General features: G+C 45.6%; 17 protein-coding genes. 12 read left to right on the forward strand and 5 right to left on the reverse strand.

What is annotated here, in order from left to right; genetic code table 11:
- Nucleotides 1-12 precede the first annotated feature (12 nt).
- The 5 genes from fusA (at nt 13) to VEA_RS03640 (ending at nt 6,029) form a co-directional block, all read left to right on the forward strand.
- Nucleotides 13-2,112 carry an elongation factor G gene (fusA, locus tag VEA_RS03620; protein WP_005397643.1) on the forward strand — a complete coding sequence of 700 codons (2,100 nt, stop codon included), beginning with the start codon at nt 13-15 and terminating at the stop codon, nt 2,110-2,112.
- 153 nt (nt 2,113-2,265) lie between these two features.
- Nucleotides 2,266-3,450, forward strand: a complete 1,185-nt coding sequence (gene tuf / locus VEA_RS03625; RefSeq protein WP_012841343.1) for an elongation factor Tu — start codon at nt 2,266-2,268, stop codon at nt 3,448-3,450.
- A 331-nt stretch (nt 3,451-3,781) separates the two neighbouring features.
- Nucleotides 3,782-3,970, forward strand: a complete 189-nt coding sequence (locus VEA_RS03630) for a (2Fe-2S)-binding protein (protein ID WP_031780493.1) — start codon at nt 3,782-3,784, stop codon at nt 3,968-3,970.
- 101 nt (nt 3,971-4,071) lie between these two features.
- Nucleotides 4,072-4,548, forward strand: a complete 477-nt coding sequence (gene bfr / locus VEA_RS03635; protein WP_012841344.1) for a bacterioferritin — start codon at nt 4,072-4,074, stop codon at nt 4,546-4,548.
- Nucleotides 4,549-4,751: 203 nt separating this feature from the next.
- Nucleotides 4,752-6,029 carry a malic enzyme-like NAD(P)-binding protein gene (locus tag VEA_RS03640; protein WP_006742766.1) on the forward strand — a complete coding sequence of 426 codons (1,278 nt, stop codon included), beginning with the start codon at nt 4,752-4,754 and terminating at the stop codon, nt 6,027-6,029.
- Nucleotides 6,030-6,142: 113 nt separating this feature from the next.
- Here the strand turns inward: VEA_RS03640 and metJ are convergent, their stop codons facing one another.
- Entirely contained in the window at nt 6,143-6,463 is a 321-nt protein-coding gene (metJ, locus tag VEA_RS03645; RefSeq protein ID WP_005381353.1) for a met regulon transcriptional regulator MetJ, read from the reverse strand.
- Nucleotides 6,464-6,688: 225 nt separating this feature from the next.
- Here metJ and VEA_RS03650 point away from each other — a divergent pair, with 225 nt between their 5' ends.
- From VEA_RS03650 to metF, 3 genes are all read left to right on the forward strand, one after another.
- Nucleotides 6,689-7,852 carry an O-succinylhomoserine (thiol)-lyase gene (locus VEA_RS03650; RefSeq protein ID WP_006742767.1) on the forward strand — a complete coding sequence of 388 codons (1,164 nt, stop codon included), beginning with the start codon at nt 6,689-6,691 and terminating at the stop codon, nt 7,850-7,852.
- A 12-nt stretch (nt 7,853-7,864) separates the two neighbouring features.
- Entirely contained in the window at nt 7,865-10,273 is a 2,409-nt protein-coding gene (locus VEA_RS03655; RefSeq protein WP_006742768.1) for a bifunctional aspartate kinase/homoserine dehydrogenase II, read from the forward strand.
- A 261-nt stretch (nt 10,274-10,534) separates the two neighbouring features.
- The gene (gene metF / locus VEA_RS03660) at nt 10,535-11,437 is read left to right on the forward strand and encodes a methylenetetrahydrofolate reductase (RefSeq protein ID WP_012841345.1); all 903 of its coding nucleotides are present in this window, start codon (nt 10,535-10,537) and stop codon (nt 11,435-11,437) included.
- A gap of 74 nt (nt 11,438-11,511) precedes the next feature.
- Here the strand turns inward: metF and VEA_RS03665 are convergent, their stop codons facing one another.
- The 3 genes from VEA_RS03665 to argE form a co-directional block, all read right to left on the reverse strand.
- A complete protein-coding gene (locus VEA_RS03665; RefSeq protein ID WP_005395734.1) occupies nt 11,512-12,051 on the reverse strand; it encodes a PadR family transcriptional regulator in 540 nt (179 codons plus the stop codon).
- A 425-nt stretch (nt 12,052-12,476) separates the two neighbouring features.
- Entirely contained in the window at nt 12,477-15,110 is a 2,634-nt protein-coding gene (gene ppc / locus VEA_RS03670; RefSeq protein WP_012841346.1) for a phosphoenolpyruvate carboxylase, read from the reverse strand.
- A gap of 272 nt (nt 15,111-15,382) precedes the next feature.
- On the reverse strand, nt 15,383-16,519 hold the full coding sequence (argE, locus tag VEA_RS03675; RefSeq protein ID WP_012841347.1) for an acetylornithine deacetylase: 1,137 nt from the start codon (nt 16,517-16,519) through the stop codon (nt 15,383-15,385).
- A gap of 144 nt (nt 16,520-16,663) precedes the next feature.
- On the opposite strand from argE, the gene argC reads away from it, so the two are divergent.
- The 4 genes from argC to argH all read left to right on the forward strand — a co-directional run bounded on the left by argC (nt 16,664) and on the right by argH (nt 21,908).
- Nucleotides 16,664-17,668 carry an N-acetyl-gamma-glutamyl-phosphate reductase gene (gene argC / locus VEA_RS03680; protein WP_006742772.1) on the forward strand — a complete coding sequence of 335 codons (1,005 nt, stop codon included), beginning with the start codon at nt 16,664-16,666 and terminating at the stop codon, nt 17,666-17,668.
- Nucleotides 17,669-17,689: 21 nt separating this feature from the next.
- Nucleotides 17,690-18,481, forward strand: a complete 792-nt coding sequence (gene argB / locus VEA_RS03685) for an acetylglutamate kinase (protein ID WP_012841348.1) — start codon at nt 17,690-17,692, stop codon at nt 18,479-18,481.
- An 84-nt stretch (nt 18,482-18,565) separates the two neighbouring features.
- Nucleotides 18,566-19,780 carry an argininosuccinate synthase gene (locus tag VEA_RS03690; protein ID WP_006742773.1) on the forward strand — a complete coding sequence of 405 codons (1,215 nt, stop codon included), beginning with the start codon at nt 18,566-18,568 and terminating at the stop codon, nt 19,778-19,780.
- A 253-nt stretch (nt 19,781-20,033) separates the two neighbouring features.
- Complete coding sequence (gene argH, locus VEA_RS03695; protein ID WP_006742774.1) at nt 20,034-21,908, forward strand: argininosuccinate lyase; 1,875 nt, start codon at nt 20,034-20,036, stop codon at nt 21,906-21,908.
- A gap of 206 nt (nt 21,909-22,114) precedes the next feature.
- Here argH and VEA_RS03700 read toward each other — a convergent pair whose 3' ends face one another.
- Nucleotides 22,115-22,384 (reverse strand): DUF3624 domain-containing protein, encoded by a 270-nt coding sequence (locus VEA_RS03700; protein ID WP_012841349.1) that lies wholly within the window; start codon nt 22,382-22,384, stop codon nt 22,115-22,117.
- Between the last annotated feature and the right edge of the window lie 32 nt (nt 22,385-22,416).

Raw genomic sequence — 22,416 nt, forward strand, 5'->3', positions numbered from 1 at the left:
GAGGATACAATCGTGGCTCGTAAAACTCCTATTGAGCGCTACCGTAATATCGGTATCTGTGCTCACGTAGATGCAGGAAAAACAACCACAACTGAGCGTATTCTGTTCTACACTGGCCTTTCTCACAAAATCGGCGAAGTTCACGATGGTGCAGCAACCATGGACTGGATGGAGCAGGAGCAGGAACGTGGTATCACTATCACATCCGCTGCGACTACTACATTCTGGCGTGGTATGGAAGCACAGTTCCCTGAGCATCGCGTAAACATCATTGATACCCCTGGACACGTTGACTTTACTATCGAAGTAGAGCGTTCTCTTCGTGTACTTGATGGTGCTGTGGTTGTGTTCTGTGGCTCATCTGGTGTTGAACCTCAGTCTGAAACTGTATGGCGTCAAGCAGACAAATACCACGTTCCACGTTTGGTATTTGTAAACAAGATGGACCGTGCGGGCGCAGACTTCCTACGCGTTGTGGACCAAATTAAAAATCGTCTTGGTGCGAACCCTGTTCCAATCCAACTGAACGTTGGTGCAGAAGATGAGTTCAGAGGTGTCATCGACCTTATCAAGATGAAGATGATCAACTGGAATGAAGCCGATCAAGGCACTTCGTTTACTTACGAAGACATCCCAGCTGACATGATCGAACTTGCTGAAGAGTGGCGCAACCACATGGTTGAATCCGCTGCTGAAGCTAGCGAAGAGCTGATGGACAAGTACCTTGAAGAAGGTGAATTGACTGAAGCTGAGCTCAAACAAGCTCTACGTACTCGTACACTAAACAACGAAATCGTATTGGCCACTTGTGGTAGTGCGTTTAAGAACAAAGGTGTTCAAGCGGTACTAGATGCAGTGATCGAGTTCTTGCCATCGCCAGTTGACGTACCTGCAATTAAAGGTGTTGACGAAAGAGAAAATGAAGTTGAGCGTCACGCTGACGACAACGAACCATTCTCTGCGCTAGCATTTAAGATCGCGACAGACCCATTCGTGGGTACGCTAACGTTCATGCGTGTTTACTCTGGTGTTGTAAACTCCGGCGACGCTGTTTACAACTCTGTAAAAGAGAAGAAAGAGCGTTTCGGTCGTATCGTTCAGATGCATGCGAATAAGCGTGAAGAAGTGAAAGAAGTTCGCGCTGGTGATATCGCTGCTGCTATCGGTCTGAAAGACGTAACAACAGGTGACACACTGTGTGATCAGAACCACAAAGTGATTCTAGAGCGCATGGAGTTCCCTGAACCAGTTATTCAGATTGCTGTAGAACCTCGTTCTAAGGCAGACCAAGAGAAAATGGCTATCGCGCTAGGTAAACTGGCTGCGGAAGATCCATCATTCCGCGTGGAAACGGACGACGAATCAGGTCAGACTCTGATCTCAGGTATGGGTGAACTTCACCTAGACATTATCGTTGATCGTATGAAGCGTGAATTCAGCGTTGATTGTAACGTTGGTAAACCTCAGGTTGCTTACCGTGAAACCATTCGTGGTAAAGCGGAAGTTGAAGGTAAGTTTGTTCGTCAATCAGGTGGTCGTGGTCAATACGGTCATGTGTGGGTCAAACTTGAGCCTTCTGAACCTGGCGAAGGTTTCGTATTCGTAGACGAAATCGTGGGTGGTGTGATTCCTAAGGAATACATCAGTTCGGTATCGAAAGGTATCGAGGAACAAATGAATAGTGGTGTTCTAGCGGGTTACCCTGTACTAGATATTAAAGCTACACTATTTGATGGTTCTTACCACGATGTAGACTCAAGCGAGATGGCGTTTAAGATCGCTGGCTCGATGGCATTCAAGAAAGGTGCACTAGAAGCACAACCTGTGATTCTAGAACCAATGATGAATGTCGAAGTAACCACTCCGGAAGACTGGATGGGTGACGTTGTTGGTGACCTAAACCGTCGTCGCGGTATCATTGAAGGCATGGACGAAGGTGTGGCTGGTCTTAAGATCATCCGTGCTCAAGTACCACTATCTGAAATGTTCGGTTACGCAACTGATCTACGTTCTGCAACTCAAGGCCGTGCGTCTTACTCTATGGAGTTTCACGAGTACGCTGAAGTGCCGAAAAACTTCGCAGATAAAATTATTGCAGAGCGTGGTTACTAATTGACGATTGAACTACAAAAAGTTTACGACTTTTTGCGAGATCAGGGCGTCCAAATATTGCGCTAACGGGCGTTGGCGCATAAAATAACAATTTCTGGCGCGTCGTCGATCAATAATGATCACGACGAATCATAACTAGGAAGGAACACGATCGTGTCTAAAGAAAAATTTGAACGTACGAAACCGCACGTTAACGTTGGTACTATCGGCCACGTTGACCACGGTAAAACAACTCTAACTGCAGCTATCTGTACTACTCTTGCTAAAGTTTACGGCGGTGTAGCTAAAGACTTCGCATCTATCGATAACGCTCCAGAAGAGCGTGAGCGCGGTATCACAATCGCAACTTCTCACGTTGAGTACGACACTCCAACTCGTCACTACGCACACGTTGACTGTCCAGGACACGCGGACTACGTTAAAAACATGATCACTGGTGCTGCACAGATGGACGGTGGTATCCTAGTTGTTGCTGCGACAGATGGCCCAATGCCACAAACTCGTGAGCACATCCTACTAGGCCGTCAGGTTGGTATCCCATACATCATCGTATTCATGAACAAATGTGACATGGTTGACGATGAAGAGCTACTAGAACTAGTAGAAATGGAAGTTCGTGAACTTCTATCTGAATACGATTTCCCAGGTGATGACCTACCAGTTATCCAAGGTTCTGCACTAGGCGCACTAAACGGCGAAGAGCAGTGGGAAGCGAAAATCGTTGAACTAGCTGAAGCTCTAGATACTTACATCCCTGAGCCAGAGCGTGCGGTAGATCAGCCATTCCTAATGCCTATCGAAGACGTATTCTCAATCCAAGGTCGTGGTACAGTAGTAACTGGCCGTATCGAGCGTGGTATCCTAACTGTAGGTGACGAAGTTGCTATCGTAGGTATCAAAGACACTACTACTACTACATGTACTGGTGTTGAGATGTTCCGTAAGCTTCTAGACGAAGGCCGTGCTGGTGAGAACGTTGGTGCACTTCTACGTGGTACTAAGCGTGACGAAGTTGAACGTGGTCAAGTACTAGCGAAGCCTGGTTCAATCACTCCACACACTAAGTTCGAATCAGAAGTATACGTACTGTCTAAAGATGAAGGTGGTCGTCACACTCCATTCTTCAAAGGCTACCGTCCACAGTTCTACTTCCGTACAACTGACGTAACTGGTGACATCCAGCTACCAGAAGGCGTAGAAATGGTAATGCCAGGTGACAACGTACAGATGACTGTTGAGCTAATCGCACCAATCGCAATGGACGAAGGTCTACGTTTCGCGATCCGTGAAGGTGGCCGTACAGTAGGTGCTGGTGTTGTTGCTAAGATCTTCGACTAATTCATAACGGATTAAACGAAATCTTGCACTCTTCTTCTTTATGAAGAAAGCGCATCGAGAAAGGGAAGCTTAGGCTTCCCTTTTTTATATCTAAATTATATTTGGTTATAAGTGTTCGTAGGAAATTCGTTAATTTTTTAATTTAAAAACAGAATATTACCGGCTATATTTTTCAACACCTTTGGTCGTAACACCTAACTCTCTGATCTTGGCCTACTGTCACCAAATCTATATAACAAAATATTCTGAACAGGCTTATCAATGCGACTGGTAACAAGAACTATTCTTGTTTATATTGGTCTCCACAGGTTAATTTAATAGGTTTTTGAGTATGTACGTTTGTCTTTGCCATGGGGTCTCCGACAAGAAAATTAGGAAGTTGGCGATAGATGAAGGCGTAACGGATATTAAAGGAATCAAAAAATGCACAGCATTGGGTAGCCAATGTGGTAAGTGCATCAGACAGGCCAAGGATATTTTAGCGGAAACCAGTTACACGGTATTCAAACAAGCTAGCTAATTACTGTGAGCATGCAGTAATCAAGTAATTATTTGTCTAGCGTTTTGACACCTTCTCATTTGCTTCTACATTTAAATGAAGCCAAAGAGGAGGTTTTTGTCATGAAAGGCGATCCAATCATCATCCAACATCTCAATAAAGTGCTCGGAAATGAGCTCATCGCTATTAATCAGTATTTTCTTCATGCTCGAATGTATAAGGACTGGGGGTTAAAGCACCTAGCAGATAAGGAATATCACGAATCTATCGATGAGATGAAACATGCCGATCATCTGATTGAGCGTATTTTGTTTCTTGAGGGCATACCGAATCTACAAGATTTAGGCAAGTTGATGATAGGTGAAGACACCAAAGAAATGCTCGAGTGTGACTTAAAGCTTGAAATGGCCGCCATTCCAGATTTAAAAGATGCGATTGCCTATGCTGAAGACATTCGAGACTATGTGTCTCGCGATCTCTTTCAAGATATTCTTGAAGATGAAGAAGAGCATGTTGATTGGCTAGAGACGCAACTTGGCTTGATTGAAATGTCTGGCGTTGAGAACTACCTCCAAGCGCAATACGTAGACGAAGAGTAATAACGTTCAGGATTTTGCGTACTTCAATTGTAAGAAGAAAAGAGCACCTGACTCGAAAATCAGGTGCTTATCCCCGCTATCTGGTCTAATCTCTTTTATTATCGGCTTTTTAAGGATATTGCTCGCAATCTTGCCTATGAAGTTTGATTTCTATCCGATAGAATTTATGCCCCCTTACCTAAAAATAAAAAAGAGAAACGTCCATGTCTGAAGACAATCGCCAAGCAGCCACTCCAGAAGAAGAACATCGCCAAAAAGCATTGGATTACCATGCTTATCCAACCCCAGGGAAGATTGCTGTCGAATTGACAAAGCCTGCGGAAACGGCGGGTGATCTTGCCCTTGCTTACAGCCCTGGTGTTGCAGAACCAGTGCGTGAGATCGCACAAAACCCTGATAACGTGTACAAGTACACAGCGAAAGGCAACATGGTTGCTGTTATTTCTAACGGTACCGCTATTTTAGGTCTAGGTAACCTAGGTCCACTTGCATCTAAGCCAGTAATGGAAGGTAAAGCGTTACTGTTTAAGCGTTTTGCTGGCCTTGACTCGATTGATATTGAAGTTAAGCACCGCACGATCGATGAATTTGTTGATACTGTCGCAAGCATTGCAGACACCTTTGGTGGTATCAACCTTGAAGATATTAAAGCACCAGATTGCTTTGAGATTGAAAAGCGTTTAATTGAGCGTTGTGATGTACCAGTATTCCACGATGATCAGCACGGTACTGCGATTGTAACGGCGGCAGGCATGCTGAACGCGATCGAACTTCAAGGTAAGAAGCTTGAAGACTCAACGATCGTTTGTCTTGGCGCTGGCGCTGCAGCTGTTGCGTGTATGGAGCTGCTGATTAAATGTGGTGCAATGCGCGAAAAAATTTACATGCTGGATCGTAAAGGTGTGATCCACACTCGTCGTGATGATCTTAATGAATACAAGCAGCTATTCGCAAACAACACGGACAAACGCACATTAGAAGATGTGATTGAAGGCGCGGATCTGTTCCTAGGTGTATCTGGTCCAAACCTATTGCCAGCGGAAGCGTTGAAGCTGATGGCAGATAAGCCAATCGTATTTGCATGTTCGAATCCAGATCCTGAAATTAAGCCTGAACTTGCCCACGCTGTTCGTGATGATTTGATCATGGGTACTGGCCGTAGTGATTACCCGAACCAAGTAAACAACGTATTATGTTTCCCATTCATCTTCCGTGGTGCTCTTGATGTGCGCGCAAGTGAAATCAATGATGAAATGAAACTTGCAGCCGTTGAGGCGATTCGTGAGCTAGCAAAAGAGCCTGTACCTGAAACTGTATTGAAGGCCGCAGGCGTCGATAAGCTTGAGTTTGGTGCAGACTACATCATTCCAAAACCAATGGACTCACGTTTACTACCACGTGTTGCAAAAGCTGTGGCTCAGGCGGCAGTTGATTCAGGTGTTGCTCGTATCGAGATGCCTGAAAACTACATGGCAGAGTAATATATCTATTAGATGTGATGTACAAAAAATGGGACGCAATCGCGTCCCATTTTTTATGTCATTCTTTTGTCTCGAGATAAGAATTGCTATCTGAAGCCTCAAGCCTCGCTTTTTTACTCTTCGTCAAACGACTCAAATTCGATGCCCATTTCCGTCATCAGTGCTTTTACTTCTGTTGGAATATCATCTGGACGGTCTTTACGAAGGTCTTCATCTGTTGGAAGTGGCTGACCTGTGTACGCGTGCAAAAATGCTTCGCATAGTAATTCACTATTGGTTGCATGGCGTAAGTTATTGATCTGACGGCGAGTACGCTCATCAGTTAGCACTTTTAAAACTTTTAGCGGGATAGAGACGGTAATTTTTTTTACTTGTTCGCTTTTTTTGCCGTGCTCTGCATATGGGCTAATGTATTCGCCATTCCAGTCAGCCATTGCACACCTTCATTTATGTAATCGGTTAAAAATAATTTAGGTGCTGATTTTAGCTGCATTTACCGCCATAAGCAAAGACATATAGACGTCTAGAAGTGTTGACGTCTCATTTTTTGACGAGTAAAGTGAACAGAACAGCAAAGGAAGCGTGTTGATCACTTTATTTTACTCATTAGATATAGCGCATTCCTATTTAGAAGTCATTACCCGTGAAAGGATACACCCATGAGCTCTCGCAAACCTGCGACCATTGCAGTACGCACTGGTATTGAATCAGACAGCCAATATCACGCTGTCGTTCCACCTATTTATCTTTCCACTAACTATGGTTTTCCTGCTTTTGGTGAAGTACCTAAGTATGATTACACGCGATCTGGAAATCCAAACCGCGGACTGTTGGAAAGTGCGTTATCTGAACTCGAGTCTGGAAAAGGAGCGGTTGTCACGAACTGCGGTACGTCTGCATTAAATTTATGGGTGTCCGCTTTTCTTGGCCCTGATGATCTTATTATTGCTCCTCACGATTGTTATGGCGGCACCTATCGTCTTTTTAATACCCGAGCCAACAAAGGTGATTTTAATGTTCAGTTTGTCGATCAATCAGACGAGCAAGCTTTGGATGCAGCATTAGCACAAAAACCAAAACTCATCTTGTTAGAAACCCCATCAAACCCTCTGGTTCGCGTGGTGGATATTTCTGAGACTTGTGAAAAAGCGAAGCGAGTTGGGGCATTGGTCGCGGTGGACAATACCTTTTTGACACCCGTGTACCAAAAGCCTTTAGACTTGGGCGCAGATTTCGTCATTCACTCCACAACGAAGTATATCAACGGTCATTCAGACGTGATTGGTGGCGTGATCATCACCAAAACAGAAGCGCATGCAGAAGAGCTTGCATGGTGGGGCAATTGTATTGGCGCAACGGGCACACCTTTCGATAGTTACATGACACTGCGAGGTATTCGTACACTTGGTGCTCGCATGCGAGTGCATGAAGAGAGTTCACAGCAGGTACTGGCTTATCTCCAGAAGCAAGCGTTAGTTAAAACCATTTATCATCCAAGCCTGCCGGAGCACCCAGGTCATGACATCGCTAAAAAGCAGCAAACTGGTTTTGGCTCTATGCTGAGCTTTGAGTTTGCCGGTTCGTTTGAGCAGTTAAAAGTGTTCGTTAAAGAGCTCCAACTGTTTTCATTGGCTGAGTCATTAGGTGGAGTAGAAAGCTTGATTTGTCATCCGGCATCCATGACGCATCGCGCTATGGGAGAGGAAGCACTGGCAGAAGCGGGGGTGTCACATCAACTATTGCGTTTGTCTGTCGGCTTGGAAGATGCACAAGATCTCATCACGGATTTAGAGCAAGCATTCGCTAAAGCTGCCCAACAATAGGAGACGAGAATAATGACTTTACAACGTCAGCTGCATAAGTTTGGTGGCAGTAGCTTAGCAAACCCAGAATGCTATTTACGCGTTGTGGATATTCTTAAGGAGTATTCGACGGAAAATGATCTCGTGGTCGTTTCGGCGGCAGGAAAAACTACTAACCGCTTGATTGAGTTCCTGGAAGGGTTAGAGAAAGATGGCCGAATCGCACATGAAGCACTTCAAAGCCTAAGGCAGTTCCAAACGGAGCTAATAGAAAATTTGTTGGAAAATGAAGTACAAGAAGAGCTATTAGCGTTACTGCATGATGAGTTCAGTACCTTATCTGAGCTGACAGCACCACTCACTGGCGCGCAAAAAGCCGCGGTACTAGGACATGGAGAAGTTTGGTCTGCTCGCCTATTGGCCGCGTTATTATCTCAACGTTCTATCCCCGCTGTCGCACAAGATGCACGAGCGTTTTTACGTGCGGAAGCCGGGACTCAACCTGAAGTTGATCGCGCTCGTTCATATCCTTTGATAAAAGAAGTTCTCGCGCAACACAATCATAAACGTGTGGTAATTACTGGCTTTATGGCTCAGAACGAGACGGGCGAAACCATTTTACTTGGTCGCAATGGCTCTGACTATTCTGCAACTGTCATTGGTGCTCTGGCTGAAGTGAGCACGGTCACCATTTGGAGTGACGTTGCCGGTGTCTATAGTGCCGATCCGCGGTTGGTGGCAGACGCGTGTCTGTTACCGTTACTTCGATTGGATGAAGCCAGCGAACTCGCCCGTTTAGCCGCCCCAGTCCTACACAGTCGTACACTTCAGCCTGTGGCGCAAAGTACTATGGATCTCAACCTCAAGTGTAGCTATCTGCCGGAATCGGGCTCTACTCGTATTGAGCGTGTCTTAGCGTCTGGCCGTGGCGCTAAAATTATTACCTCGCTGGATGATGTTTTATTGGTGCAGCTGTCTTTCATGCATGGGCACGACTTCGAAAAAACACAGAATGATGTATTACAAGCGTTGCAGCGAGCGCAATTGGAGCCATTGGCATTTGAGGCACAGCCCGATCAACACACGTTGCGCTTGGCGTATACCGCAGAAATTGCCGGTGGCGCACTGAAACACTTACAAGAGCTTGCGGTTGAAGCGGAGATTAAGCTCAAAGAAGGCTACTCTCTCTTGGCGGCGGTAGGCGCTGGCGTTACGAAAAACGCCAACCATTGTTTTGGTTTTTATCAGAAGTTAAAACACTCTCCGGTTGAATTTATTTCTGAAACTGAGTCGGGGCTGAGTTTAGTCGCCGTTTTGCGTCGTACTGATACCGAAGTGTTGGTTCAAACGATTCATAGCCAGTTGTTCCAAGCGCAAAAGCGCGTGGCGGTGGCTTTATGTGGCAAGGGCAACATTGGTTCTAGCTGGTTAAATTTATTTGCAACTCAAAAAGGTGAACTCGAAAAACGTCATGGAATGAGCTTTGACCTTGTAGCGGTCGTGGATAGTCAAACCTACTGGTTCGATGAGCAAGGTATTGATGCAGCAAGTGTTGCTGAACGATTTGATGATGAAAGCCTAGCAAACGATGGGTCTTGGTTGACTCACTTAGGAGCGCTAAAAAATTACGATGAAGCCGTAGTGCTTGATGTGACAGCGAGCAAAGACTTAGCTCAGCGCTATGTAGAAATTGCGCAGCAGGGCATTCATTTGATTTCCGCTAACAAAGTGGCGGGTTCGGCTGATAGCCAGTATTACCATCAGGTTCAAGATGCATTCGCTAAAATTGGTCGTTATTGGCTGTACAATGCGACGGTTGGTGCGGGGTTACCGATAAACCATACCGTGCGAGATCTACGTGAAAGTGGTGATGAGATCGTTGCTCTATCGGGTATTTTCTCAGGGACGTTATCATGGTTATTCCAACAATTTGACGGCTCAGTACCATTTAATGATTTAGTCGACCTCGCTTGGCAGCAAGGTTTAACAGAGCCTGATCCTCGTTCTGATTTAGATGGTTCAGATGTGATGCGTAAGCTGGTTATCTTAGCTCGAGAGTCTGGTCTCGATATTGAGCCGGGCAGCGTTAAGGTTGAATCTCTGGTACCAGAAGAATTAAGAGAACTTAGCATCGATGACTTCTTCGATAACGGAGGGCTGTTGAGTGAAATACTGCAAGAGCGCCTGACAAAAGCACAGAGAAACGACCAAGTGCTTCGCTACGTTGCTCGTTTAGAAAAAAATGGTAAAGCGACGGTGGGAGTAGAAGCGTTATCTCGTGAACATGCGCTCGCCAACCTACTGCCGTGCGACAACATTTTTGCCATTGAAAGTAAGTGGTACAAAGATAACCCACTCGTTATTCGAGGGCCTGGCGCAGGAAGAGAAGTGACAGCCGGCGCGATTCAATCCGACCTCAACCGATTAGCCGGTTTATTCTAAAGTTGCGAGATACCTAAAACCCTGGAACCCGACCAGGGTTTTTTATTTTGCCTTCAGTGCCATACTGAAGTATCGGCTTGTGATAAGTGGTTAAATAACGTTCAAGTAATAACTTGAACTATCCTCATTATTAACTTGAGAAAAATTCATAATTACAAGGTTGACATTAAATCGTATTCAATACATTCTGTAGACATATAGACGTCTAAACGTCGATTTAAGGAATTTGTTTTCGTGGCGGAGTGCCACAGGGAGAGTAAGATGGGATACACGCACGCAGGCCATATTGACGCCTTGAACCAGAATATTGCTGAGTTGTCAGACAACATCAATGTATCATTTGAGTTTTTTCCACCAAGCAGCGCTAAGATGGAAGAGACACTCTGGAATTCAGTGCACCGTCTTAAAACGCTCCAACCTAAATTTGTTTCTGTGACTTACGGCGCGAACTCTGGCGAGCGTGACAGAACGCACTCCATCATTAAAGAAATCAAAGCAACAACAGGATTGGTTGCTGCTCCTCACCTCACTTGTATTGATGCGACTCGCGAAGAGTTGATTAATATTGCCGATGATTACTGGAATAATGGTATTGAAAATATCGTTGCTCTGCGTGGTGATATTCCTCCTGGTGGCGGTGCGCCTGACATGTATGCCTCGGATCTGGTTGAGCTGCTGAAATCACGTCACGATTTTGATATCTCAGTAGCCGCATTTCCTGAGGTTCACCCTGAAGCTAAAAGTGCGCAGTCTGACTTATTGAACCTAAAACGTAAGGTAGATGCAGGTGCAAACCGTGCAATTACTCAGTTCTTTTTTGATGTTGAGTCTTACCTTCGTTTCCGCGATCGCTGTGTGGCGGCAGGAATTGATGTGGAAATTGTTCCTGGTATTTTGCCAGTGTCGAACTTTAAGCAAGCCTCTCGCTTTGCTGCGCAGAACAATGTGAAAGTACCAGGCTGGATGAGTAAACAGTTCGAAGGCTTGGATGATGATCCGGTGACTCGTCAGCTTGTAGGAGCTAGCCAAGCTATTGATATGGTGCGCGTACTTAGTCGTGAAGGCGTTAAGGATTTCCACTTCTACACCCTAAACCGTGCAGAGATGACTTACGCTTTATGTCATACGCTAGGCGTTCGTCCTCGCGTTGCAGTAGGTGCATAAATCGACCGGGTTTCAAAAAGACAAAAGGCTTGCCGAGTGGCAAGCCTTTTTCGTTGTATCAAAGTAAAAGGAAATTAACCAATCACTTCAAGTTCTGTTAGGACTTCTTCAGCCCAAGTGATCCACGTTTCACGTAACAGTAGGTTACGACGAAGCGTTAAACGCTCTAGGCGAGCTTGTTTGTCTAAAGTTGACGGCGTTGCGTAGTAAGCCGCTTCAATTTCTTTGTAGTGAGAAACCAGTTTGCGAGACTCTTCAACCAGTTCGGCGAGTTGATCACGGAAAGGTGTTGATGGTTGAACGGCACATGCCATCAATTTCGCTGAAAATTCATCACGAACAGTCGGGTGTGCAGTTGGTTGATCAAACCATTCTCCTAAAGCGCTGCGACCAGCATCTGTGATGGAGTAAACCTTACGGTCTGGTTTGCCTTCTTGGGGTTCTAATACGCAAGTAACCAGCTCTTTCTCGGCCATTTTATTGAGTTCACGGTACACTTGTTGGTGGCTTGCTTTCCAGAAGTAACCGATGCTAGCAGAGAATTCTTTAGTGATATCGTAACCGGTTGCGTCGCGAGTGCTAAGAACAGTTAAGATTACGTGTGGTAATGACATGTCTTCAATCCAAATGGTCAATAAACTTGTAAACAAGCTACTTATACTTTCAGCTGTGCTCTTTCTGGCACTTGAGTTTTTTAATGTATAAGTAGCACCAACAATGTTGGTCCTGTCACCTTAAAGCCGTTTATCACCTAGAGAGATGGGGAGTCCCATCATGGCTGGAGCAGGTATGATTGGATTTATGAGCTCTCAGCAGGCAAGTAGTATATAAATAATAAGCATGAAGTGGAATAGTAGGACAAAATTACCCTAAAAAACTAACATAATAATCAATAGTGTTAACTTGTGGTTTTTTATTCTTTTTGTGTGGTAATTTTTGGGTTTTTTATAGTTTATTAAACTGCCTTTTGGTTGTGCAATTATCCAGCGCCAAAAAAAAGCTGAGCACTTGCTCAGCTTTTTTATTACAAATGAAGCGATTAGCCTGTGTTGCGCATGCCAGCTGCAATACCAGCAATTGTCACCATTAGCGCTTCTTCTAGGTTTGCAGATGCTTCTTCGGTTTGGCGTGTACGGTATAGCAACTCGGCTTGTAGCATGTTCAATGGCTCAACGTAGATGTTGCGCAAGCGAATCGATTCGAGTCCCCAAGGGTCATGCTGCATCAAGTTTTCGTTGTTCTCTACATTCAGTACTGCTTTGATATCTTCTTGAAGCTGAGCGCGAAGCTTTTCACCGAGTGGACGGAGTGATTCATCCACCAATCGCTCATCGTAATAGCGAGAAATATCGATATTACACTTCGAGTACACCATTTCTAACATGCCAAGGCGAGTCGAGAAGAACGGCCATTCACGACACATCTCTTCGAGCAGCGCTTGGTGACCTTTATCGATCGAGTATTGAATCGCTTCACCCGCACCTAACCATGCTGGAAGTACCAAACGATTTTGGCTCCACGAGAAGATCCACGGGATTGCACGTAAGCTTTCCACTCCGCCCTTCGGATTACGTTTTGCAGGACGAGAGCCAAGTGGCAACTTACCGAGCTCGAGCTCTGGTGTCGCTTGACGGAAGTAAGGCACAAAGTCAGGCTCACCGCGAACTACGTTGCGATAAGACTCGCAGCTAACTTCTGATAGCACTTCCATTAAGTCGCGCCATTCTTGTTTTGGCTCTGGTGGTGGCAATAGGTTGGCTTCTAGAATCGCGCTCGCGTAAAGGTTAAAACTGTTTACGGCGACATCTGGAAGGCCCAGTTTAAAGCGGATCATCTCGCCCTGTTCTGTTACGCGCAAACCACCTTTCAAGCTTTTTGGTGGTTGAGACAGAAGTGCAGCGTGTGCTGGCGCGCCACCGCGGCCTACTGTACCGCCACGACCGTGGAATAGAGTCAGTTCAACACCTTCTTCTTCCGCCACTTTTACTAACGATTCCATCGCATGGTACTGAGCCCAGCCTGCAGACATGACACCCGCATCTTTCGCTGAGTCAGAGTAACCAATCATGACCATTTGGTGGTTTTGGATAAAGCCACGGTATAGGTCGATACCCATCAGCTGTTTGATGACCGATTCTGCATTGTTCAAGTCGTCTAGCGTCTCGAATAACGGGCAAACATCCATACGATATGGGCAGCCTGCTTCTTGCAGAAGTAGGTGGACTGCTAACACATCTGATGCAGTGCGTGCCATAGAAATAACGTAGGCACCGAATGCTTCACGCGGTTGTGCTGCAATAATCTTACAGGTGTCCAAAACCTCTTTGACAGGTTCTGATGGTTCCCAATCACGAGGCAGAAGAGGACGTTTAGATGCGAGTTCGTTGGTTAGGAAAGCAATCTTATCTTGCTCGCTCCATTGTTCGTAATCACCAATGCCTAAGTAGCGGGTTAATTCAGACAATACGTCTGAATGACGCGTGCTCTCTTGGCGGATATCAAGGCGAACAAGATGAATACCAAATGCTTTTACGCGGCGCAATGTATCCAGTAGAGAGCCATTTGCGATCACACCCATGCCACATTCATTTAGCGACTGGTAACAGGCATACAGAGGTTCCCAAAGTTGCTCGACTTTTTGCAACGGAGCTTTAACGGCCAGTTTTTGACCATGGATTTTAGCATCGAGAATATCTTTGGTTTCGTTCAATAGGGTGCGAAGTTGTTTCAGGATCGCACGATATGGTTCGTGCTGATCTTCGCCAGCAAGCTCACGAACTTGGTCGTTTGAAACCGTCATAGACAGTTCACTGATCAACTCGTTGATGTCATTGAGATAAAGATCTGCAGCTTTCCAACGAGACAGAAGCAATACTTCACGCGTCACGCTATGAGTGACGAACGGGTTACCGTCGCGGTCACCCCCCATCCAAGAAGAGAAGTGCACAGGGCGAGCATCAATTGGTAAACCTTCACCCAAGTAAGATTTCAAGCGATCGTGCATTTCACGTAAGAAGTCTGGCACTGCTTCCCACAGTGAGTTTTCTACTACGGCAAAACCCCATTTCGCTTCATCCAATGGAGTAGGGCGTTGTTGACGAATCACGTCAGAATGCCAGCTTTGTGCGATAAGTTGCTCTAAGCGACGCTCGGTTTTCTTGCGCTCTTTAGAAGAAAGATCACTCAGTTCCAACTTTGATAAGCACTCATTGATCTTGACCAATTTGTTGATCATGGTGCGACGCGTGATTTCCGTTGGGTGAGCCGTCAATACCAATTCAATATTCAGATCACGAACCGCTTGCGCAGTGTCCAGTTTGCTCACATCGTTTTGTACCAGTTTAGAAAACAGCGAGTTAATCGCGTCTGGTTCACAGATGTGTTCTTCACAGTGGCGTGAAATCGTGTGGTATTGCTCAGCAATATTGGTGAGATTTAGAAATTGGTTAAACGCACGGGTAACGGGCGTTAGTTGCTCATCAGGTAAATGTTTGATTTCTTCGATCAAGCTGTCCCTGTCTGCTTGATTTCCTGCTTGAGCTGATTTGGATAATTTACGAATGGTTTCCACTTTCTCGAAGATTTCTTCGCCATGGGCATCGCGAATGGTGTTACCCAATAAGTGGCCTAACATGCGCACATTACTTTTGAGTGCGGCGTATTTCTCGTTCATTGTCGTCCTGCCTCGTAAAAAAACTACATCCATTGTCCTTGTTAAGACTCCAATCTAGCGAAAAGCACCAGTTATAGTCAAATAAAGCAGACTAAGTTTGCAATTATTCCGCTGTCTCCTGATTTAGAGCAAATTTACGGCAGCTGTAGAATAAGAAGTGAAAATTAATTACAAAATAACAAGTTAAAGAAGTGTTAAGGCTAGCGCTAAATTGTGAAGATAAAAAGATGCAGCTCAATCGAGCTGCACTGACTTTTGAGTTTATTCGTGTATTAACAGCAATACTTGACCATTGCCTTTGAAAGCACATCAATTGTGGGATCGATAAAATCAAATGAGAGAAACTCATCCGGTTGGTGCGCTTGGTCAATTGAACCCGGGCCAAGAACTAAGGTTGGACAGAGCTGTTGTAAGAAGGGCGCCTCAGTACAGTAGTTCACGGTTTCTGAACTGGTTTGGCAGATCTCTTCAACACCACCGATAAATGGGTGGTCATGTTGGCATTCGTAACCCGGAATTGGTTCATGTAAGGGAATTATCTCCAAGCGTCCAGGCCACTTTGCTTCGACTTCTTTTAATGCTCCGCGCAGCATATTTTCTAGGCCATCCAGGCTGATCCCTGGTAGTGGGCGAACATCATAGTGCAGCTCACAGCAACCACAAATACGGTTAGCGCTGTCACCACCGTGAATGTGTCCAAGGTTTAGGGTAGGGCTTGGAATGGCAAAACCCGGATGGTGGTATTCTTTCACCAATTTATCGCGCAGTTGCATCATGGCAAACATCACTTCATGCATGATCTCAATCGCGTTAACGCCTAAGGCAGGATCGGATGAATGGCCTGACTTACCCGTGACCCGAATTGCATTCGCCACATGACCTTTGTGGCCGCGAATAGGAACGAGGCTGGTGGGCTCACCAATAATGCAGTAATCCGGCTTAAAAGGGGCGTTTACGGTGAAATGTCGTGCACCCAACATGGTGGTTTCTTCGTCACAAGTGGCTAATACGTATAGCGGCTTGGTTTGCTTACTCCAGTCGACTTTTTTGACGGCTTCGTAAATAAAGGCAAAAAAGCCCTTCATGTCTGCCGTGCCTAAACCGTAAAAGCGGTTGTCTTTTTCAGTCAGCTTATGTGGATCAAAATTCCAGCGCCCTTGATCGAATGGCACGGTATCACTATGGCCAGCAAGTAAAAGGCCGCCTTCACCCTCTCCCATACGTGCGATCATATTGTGCTTGCCTGGCTCGACTTCGATCACTTCAACGCTAAAACCCAGATCTTTAAACCAAGATGCGAGTTTTTCGATGACTTTTGCATTGCCCTGATCCCAGCTCGGATCCGTGGAGCTGATAGAAGAGGTGCTGATGAGTCCTTCATAGACCTCTAGAAAAGTTGGTAATTGCATGGATTCTTCAAATCTCCTGTTGACAGACAGACCACAAAAATGTAAAACACATATTAAATCATATTTAATGAATAAAAAATCAAAATAAAGCAAAAATTAAATATGAATAGTCATTTGAGCCTTTAAGTATATGGATGTCACACAATGCTAAAAACCACGATTATTGGAGCCAGCGGTTACACCGGCGCAGAGTTAGCGTTAATGGTTAATAAACACCCACAACTCACGCTATCAGGTTTATACGTTTCCGCCAACAGTGTTGATGCAGGAAAGAATATTGCGCAGCTGCACGGTAAGTTAGCAGGCATCATTGATATGCCGGTCTCGCCACTAACGGATCCACTGCAAATCGCTCAAGAATCGGATGTGGTGTTTTTAGCAACGGCTCATGAGGTGAGCCACGATCTAGCCCCAACTTTCTTGGAGGCAGGCTGTCAGGTATTCGATTTATCGGGGGCATTCCGCGTCCAAAGTGAAGGTTTTTACAACACCTTTTATGGCTTCGAGCATCAACATAATAACTGGCTAGATAAAGCTGCATACGGCTTAGCAGAGTGGAACCAGGAATCAATTAAAACTGCTCCCTTAGTTGCTGTAGCAGGTTGCTACCCGACTGCTTCGCAGTTAGCCATCAAACCTCTACTCGAAAATGCATTAGTGGATACCAATCAATGGCCTGTCATTAACGCGACCAGCGGTGTGTCCGGAGCTGGGCGTAAAGCTTCTATGGTGAACAGTTTCTGTGAAGTGAGCTTGCAACCTTATGGTGTATTTACTCATCGTCACCAACCAGAAATTGCTCAGCACTTAGGTTGCGATGTGATTTTTACTCCGCACCTAGGCAACTTTAAACGCGGCATTCTTGCCACGATCACCATGAAGCTAGCATCAGGCGTTACAGAGCAACAAGTCGCTCAAGCATTTGAACAAGCTTATCTAGGAAAGCCAGCCGTGCGTTTAAAAGGCGATGGTATTCCACGTATTCAGGATGTCGAAAATACCCCTTTCTGCGATATCGGCTGGAAGGTACAAGGCGAACATATCATTGTGATTTCAGCCATCGACAACCTACTCAAAGGTGCATCAAGTCAAGCGATGCAATGTCTCAATATTCATTATGGTTACCCAGAACTGACAGCGTTGCTGTAGTCGTTGAAAGAGGGAAATGCGATGACGCAAACCAATCAAGCTCCTTTAGTCATTAAGCTAGGCGGTGCTGCTCTATCTTGCACTCAAACCTTAAGCCAACTGTTTGGTGCCATTGCGGCTTACCAAAAATCGGCACAGCGACAAATCGCTATCGTTCATGGCGGTGGCTACCTAGTTGATGAGTTGATGGCAAAGCTTCAGCTTGAAACCGTAAAGAAAAACGGTTTACGCGTAACGCCTTACGATCAAATTCCGGTGATTGCAGGTGCGCTTGCAGGTACCGCAAACAAGTTGCTTCAAGGTCAAGCGATTGCGGACGGTCTTAACGCTGTGGGTCTTAGCCTTGCGGATGGTGGTTTGTGTCTTGTTGAAGAACTTGACCCAGAACTCGGCGCGGTAGGTAAAGCATCACCGGGTGATTCAACGCTATTACAAGAGGTACTAAACACAGGTGCATTGCCGATCATCAGTTCAATTGGCTTAACCACAGATGGCCAGATGATGAATGTGAATGCTGACCAAGCCGCAGTCGCGGTGGCAGGTGCTCTCGATGCTGAATTAGTCCTGTTGTCAGATGTGAGTGGCGTACTCGATGGCAAAGGGCATTTGATCAAAACGCTATCTGAGCAAGAAGCCGATGCATTGATCAAAGGGCAGGTGATCACAGACGGCATGATCGTCAAAGTTAAAGCTGCTTTGGAGGCGGCCAATGATCTTGGTCGTCCTATCGAAGTCGCGACCTGGCGTTATCCAGAAAAATTAGTACAGCTATTCGCTGGTGAAAGTATTGGAACGCAATTTTTGCCTCAATAAGCATCAGCAAAAGAATTCAATATTAGTAAGTAGTAGTTGGCACTGACCGCCGAGCGCAGCGCCAGTTAAGTTTGGAGAAGAAAGATGAGCAAAGTGAACGTAAATAAAGTGGTAGTCGCATACTCAGGCGGTCTAGATACCTCAGTAATTATCCCGTGGCTAAAAGAGAACTACGATTGTGAAGTCGTTGCTTTCGTTGCCGATGTTGGTCAAGGCGCAGAAGAGCTAGAAGGTATTGAAGAGAAAGCAAAAGCTTCAGGTGCTTCTGAGTGTTACATCGCTGATCTGAAAGAAGAGATGGTGGCGGATTACATTTACCCAACGCTAAAAACCGGCGCGTACTACGAAGGTAAGTACCTGCTGGGTACATCAATGGCGCGTCCAATTATTGCTAAAGCACAGGTTGAAGTCGCACGTAAAGTGGGCGCGGACGCATTGTGTCACGGCTGTACAGGTAAAGGTAATGACCAAGTTCGTTTCGAAGGCGCATTCGCAGCACTAGCACCAGATCTACAAGTGATTGCACCTTGGCGTGAATGGGACCTAGTGAGCCGTGAAGAATGTTTAGATTACCTAGCTGAGCGTAACATTCCTTGTTCAGCGTCTCTTACTAAGATCTACTCACGTGATGCAAATGCATGGCACATTTCCACTGAAGGTGGCGTCCTAGAAGATACGTGGAACGCACCAAACGAAGATTGCTGGGTATGGACTGTAGACCCAGAGCAAGCACCAAACGAAGCGGAATACGTCACGCTGAAAGTAGAAAAAGGTGAGGTGGTCGAAGTTGATGGTGAAGCGATGACACCATACAACGCGTTGGTTTATCTAAACGAAAAAGGTTCGAAGCACGGTGTTGGTCGTATCGATATCGTTGAAAACCGTCTAGTAGGAATGAAATCTCGTGGCTGCTACGAAACACCGGGAGGCACCATCATGATGGAAGCGCTACGTGCCGTTGAACAGCTCGTGCTAGATAAATCATCATTCGAATTCCGTGAAGAGCTGGGTCTAAAAGCGTCTCACCTTGTGTACGATGGCCGTTGGTTTACGCCACTATGTAAGTCGATCCTTGCCGCTTCAGAAGAGCTAGCGCAAGACGTGAATGGCGAAGTGGTTGTTAAGCTCTACAAAGGCCAAGCCACGGTAACGCAAAAACGTTCTGACAACAGCTTGTACTCAGAAGAGTTCGCGACTTTTGGTGAAGATGAGGTTTACGACCAAAGCCATGCGGGTGGTTTCATCCGTCTTTACTCGCTATCAAGCCGTATCCGTGCGTTGAACAGCCAGAAGAAATAATCTCTCCACATCTCGGATTGAGTAAAGACCTGCTATTGGATAGCAGGTCTTTTTTGTTGGCTTACGTCTATGAGCACAAAGATGCAAATACATTCTGTTTGAATATATATGTAAAAATATTGAATTTATACTTTATTTTTTGTCGAAATTGCCGTAACGTTGACCCATAAGAAAAAGTGAGCAAATGGCCATCAAATTGGTCACTACTCATTCGAGAACGTTAGAGTAAGCAATAGTCATCAGGAGAAACGCAATGGCATTATGGGGCGGAAGATTTACCCAAGCGGCAGACACTAGATTTAAAGAGTTTAACGATTCGTTGCGTTTTGACTACCGATTGGCTGAGCAAGACATCGTAGGTTCAATCGCATGGTCTAAAGCTCTGCTTTCTGTAGATGTTCTATCGGCAGAAGAACAGCAAAAGCTGGAACTTGCTTTAAACGAGCTGAAGTTAGAAGTGATGGAAGATCCTCATCAAATTCTTCGTTCAGATGCAGAAGATATCCACTCTTGGGTTGAACAGCAGCTGATTAGTAAAGTGGGAGATTTAGGTAAAAAGCTCCACACTGGGCGTTCTCGTAATGACCAAGTAGCGACAGACCTAAAACTTTGGTGTCGTCAGCAAGGCCAGCAACTGTTGATTGCTTTAGATCGTCTGCAAGCACAAATGGTTCATGTTGCTAAGCAGCACCAAGGCACTGTATTGCCTGGCTATACTCATCTTCAGCGCGCTCAACCTGTCACCTTTGCTCACTGGTGTTTGGCTTATGTTGAAATGTTCGAGCGTGACTACTCTCGTCTGAATGATGCCTTACAGCGTCTCGACACTTGTCCACTTGGCTCGGGTGCTTTAGCTGGCACGGCTTATCCGATTGATCGTGAACAGTTAGCTCATAACCTTGGTTTCCACCGCGCTACGCGTAATTCACTCGATTCGGTTTCGGATCGTGATCATGTGATGGAACTGATGTCGGTGGCCTCGATTTCTATGTTGCACCTTTCTCGTCTTGCAGAAGATATGATCTTCTACAACTCAGGGGAGTCTAACTTTATTGAGTTAGCGGATACGGTGACGTCTGGTTCGTCATTAATGCCACAGAAGAAAAATCCGGATGCACTTGAGTTGATCCGTGGTAAGACAGGGCGTGTCTATGGCGCATTATCGAGCATGATGATGACAGTGAAAGCCCTACCATTGGCGTACAACAAAGACATGCAAGAAGATAAAGAAGGGTTGTTTGATGCGTTAGACACATGGAATGATTGCATGGAAATGGCAGCGCTGTGTTTTGATGGCATTAAAGTAAATGGTGAGCGTACGCTTGAAGCTGCGAAGCAAGGGTATGCGAACGCGACTGAGTTAGCTGATTACTTAGTGGCGAAAGGCATCCCATTCCGTGAGGCGCACCATATTGTGGGCGTAGCGGTGGTAGGGGCAATTGATAAAGGCTGTGCGCTGGAAGAATTGTCTCTGCAAGAGCTAAAAACCTTCTCTGAGGTGATTGAAGATGATGTGTATGACATTCTGACAATAGAGTCTTGTTTGGAAAAACGTTGTGCGCTGGGTGGCGTTTCGCCTCACCAAGTCGCTTATGCGGTAGAGCAAGCGGATAAACGTCTGAGCCAGCGTGACAGCTCGGCAGTGAAAGTGCGTCCTGCACGTTTGACGGACATTGAAACACTAGAGGGCATGGTGGCTTATTGGGCGAACCTCGGTGAGAATCTACCCCGCTCTCGTAATGAGCTCGTGAGAGATATTGGCTCCTTCGCGGTGGCAGAGCATCATGGTGAAGTGACAGGTTGCGCTTCTCTATATGTGTATGACTCAGGGTTGGCTGAAATACGCTCTCTTGGTATCGAAGCAGGCTGGCAAGGTCAAGGGCAGGGTAGTGCAATCGTAAATCACTTGGTTGAGAAAGCACGTCAAATGGCGATAAAGAAGGTCTTTGTCCTCACTCGAACGCCAGAGTTCTTTATGAAGCAGAGCTTCTTACCAACATCGAAGTCGCTGTTGCCAGAAAAAGTCTTGAAAGATTGCGATCAGTGTCCACGTCAGCACGCGTGTGATGAAGTGGCGCTAGAGATCAATTTAATGGAGCAAGTGATCCAAAAATCGCATGTGGCATGAGCTGAAATTTCGGAGTGATTTTATTAGCATTCAATGACATAGTTATTTTCTGATTTACTTACATCAGTATTTGCTAAAAAAATCGAAAAAATTTGGAACCTTTGAGAGGAAGCTCGGTCTATTAAAGTACCACTGCTTTTTCTTAGAAGAATCTAAGAGAGCCCCAGAACTGATATTGGTTTTGGGGCTTTTTTCTATCTGCCACTTTACTCTTTTTTATCCGTCTCTTTTCGTCCTCGCCGACGTTGCCACGGCAAGATGACAAAACGCATCCATAAGTGCAAAAACAATAAAATATTGAAAGCGAAACCAGCAAAGATCAAAGCGATCGACTCGATGCTTTGTGGATCATCTTTGAACGCAAACCACCACACAATCCAGCACAGTACCGAAAGCACCGTTAACTGATCCAAGCATCGTTGGCAACGCCCAAGCTTTTTCCAAAACCAATGTTCCTCGCAACGGCGACAAGTCATAGTGTTTTCCAAGGCATCAGTGTTGCTTCAGA

The sequence above is a fragment of the Vibrio antiquarius genome (assembly GCF_000024825.1).
Lineage (GTDB): Bacteria > Pseudomonadota > Gammaproteobacteria > Enterobacterales > Vibrionaceae > Vibrio > Vibrio diabolicus.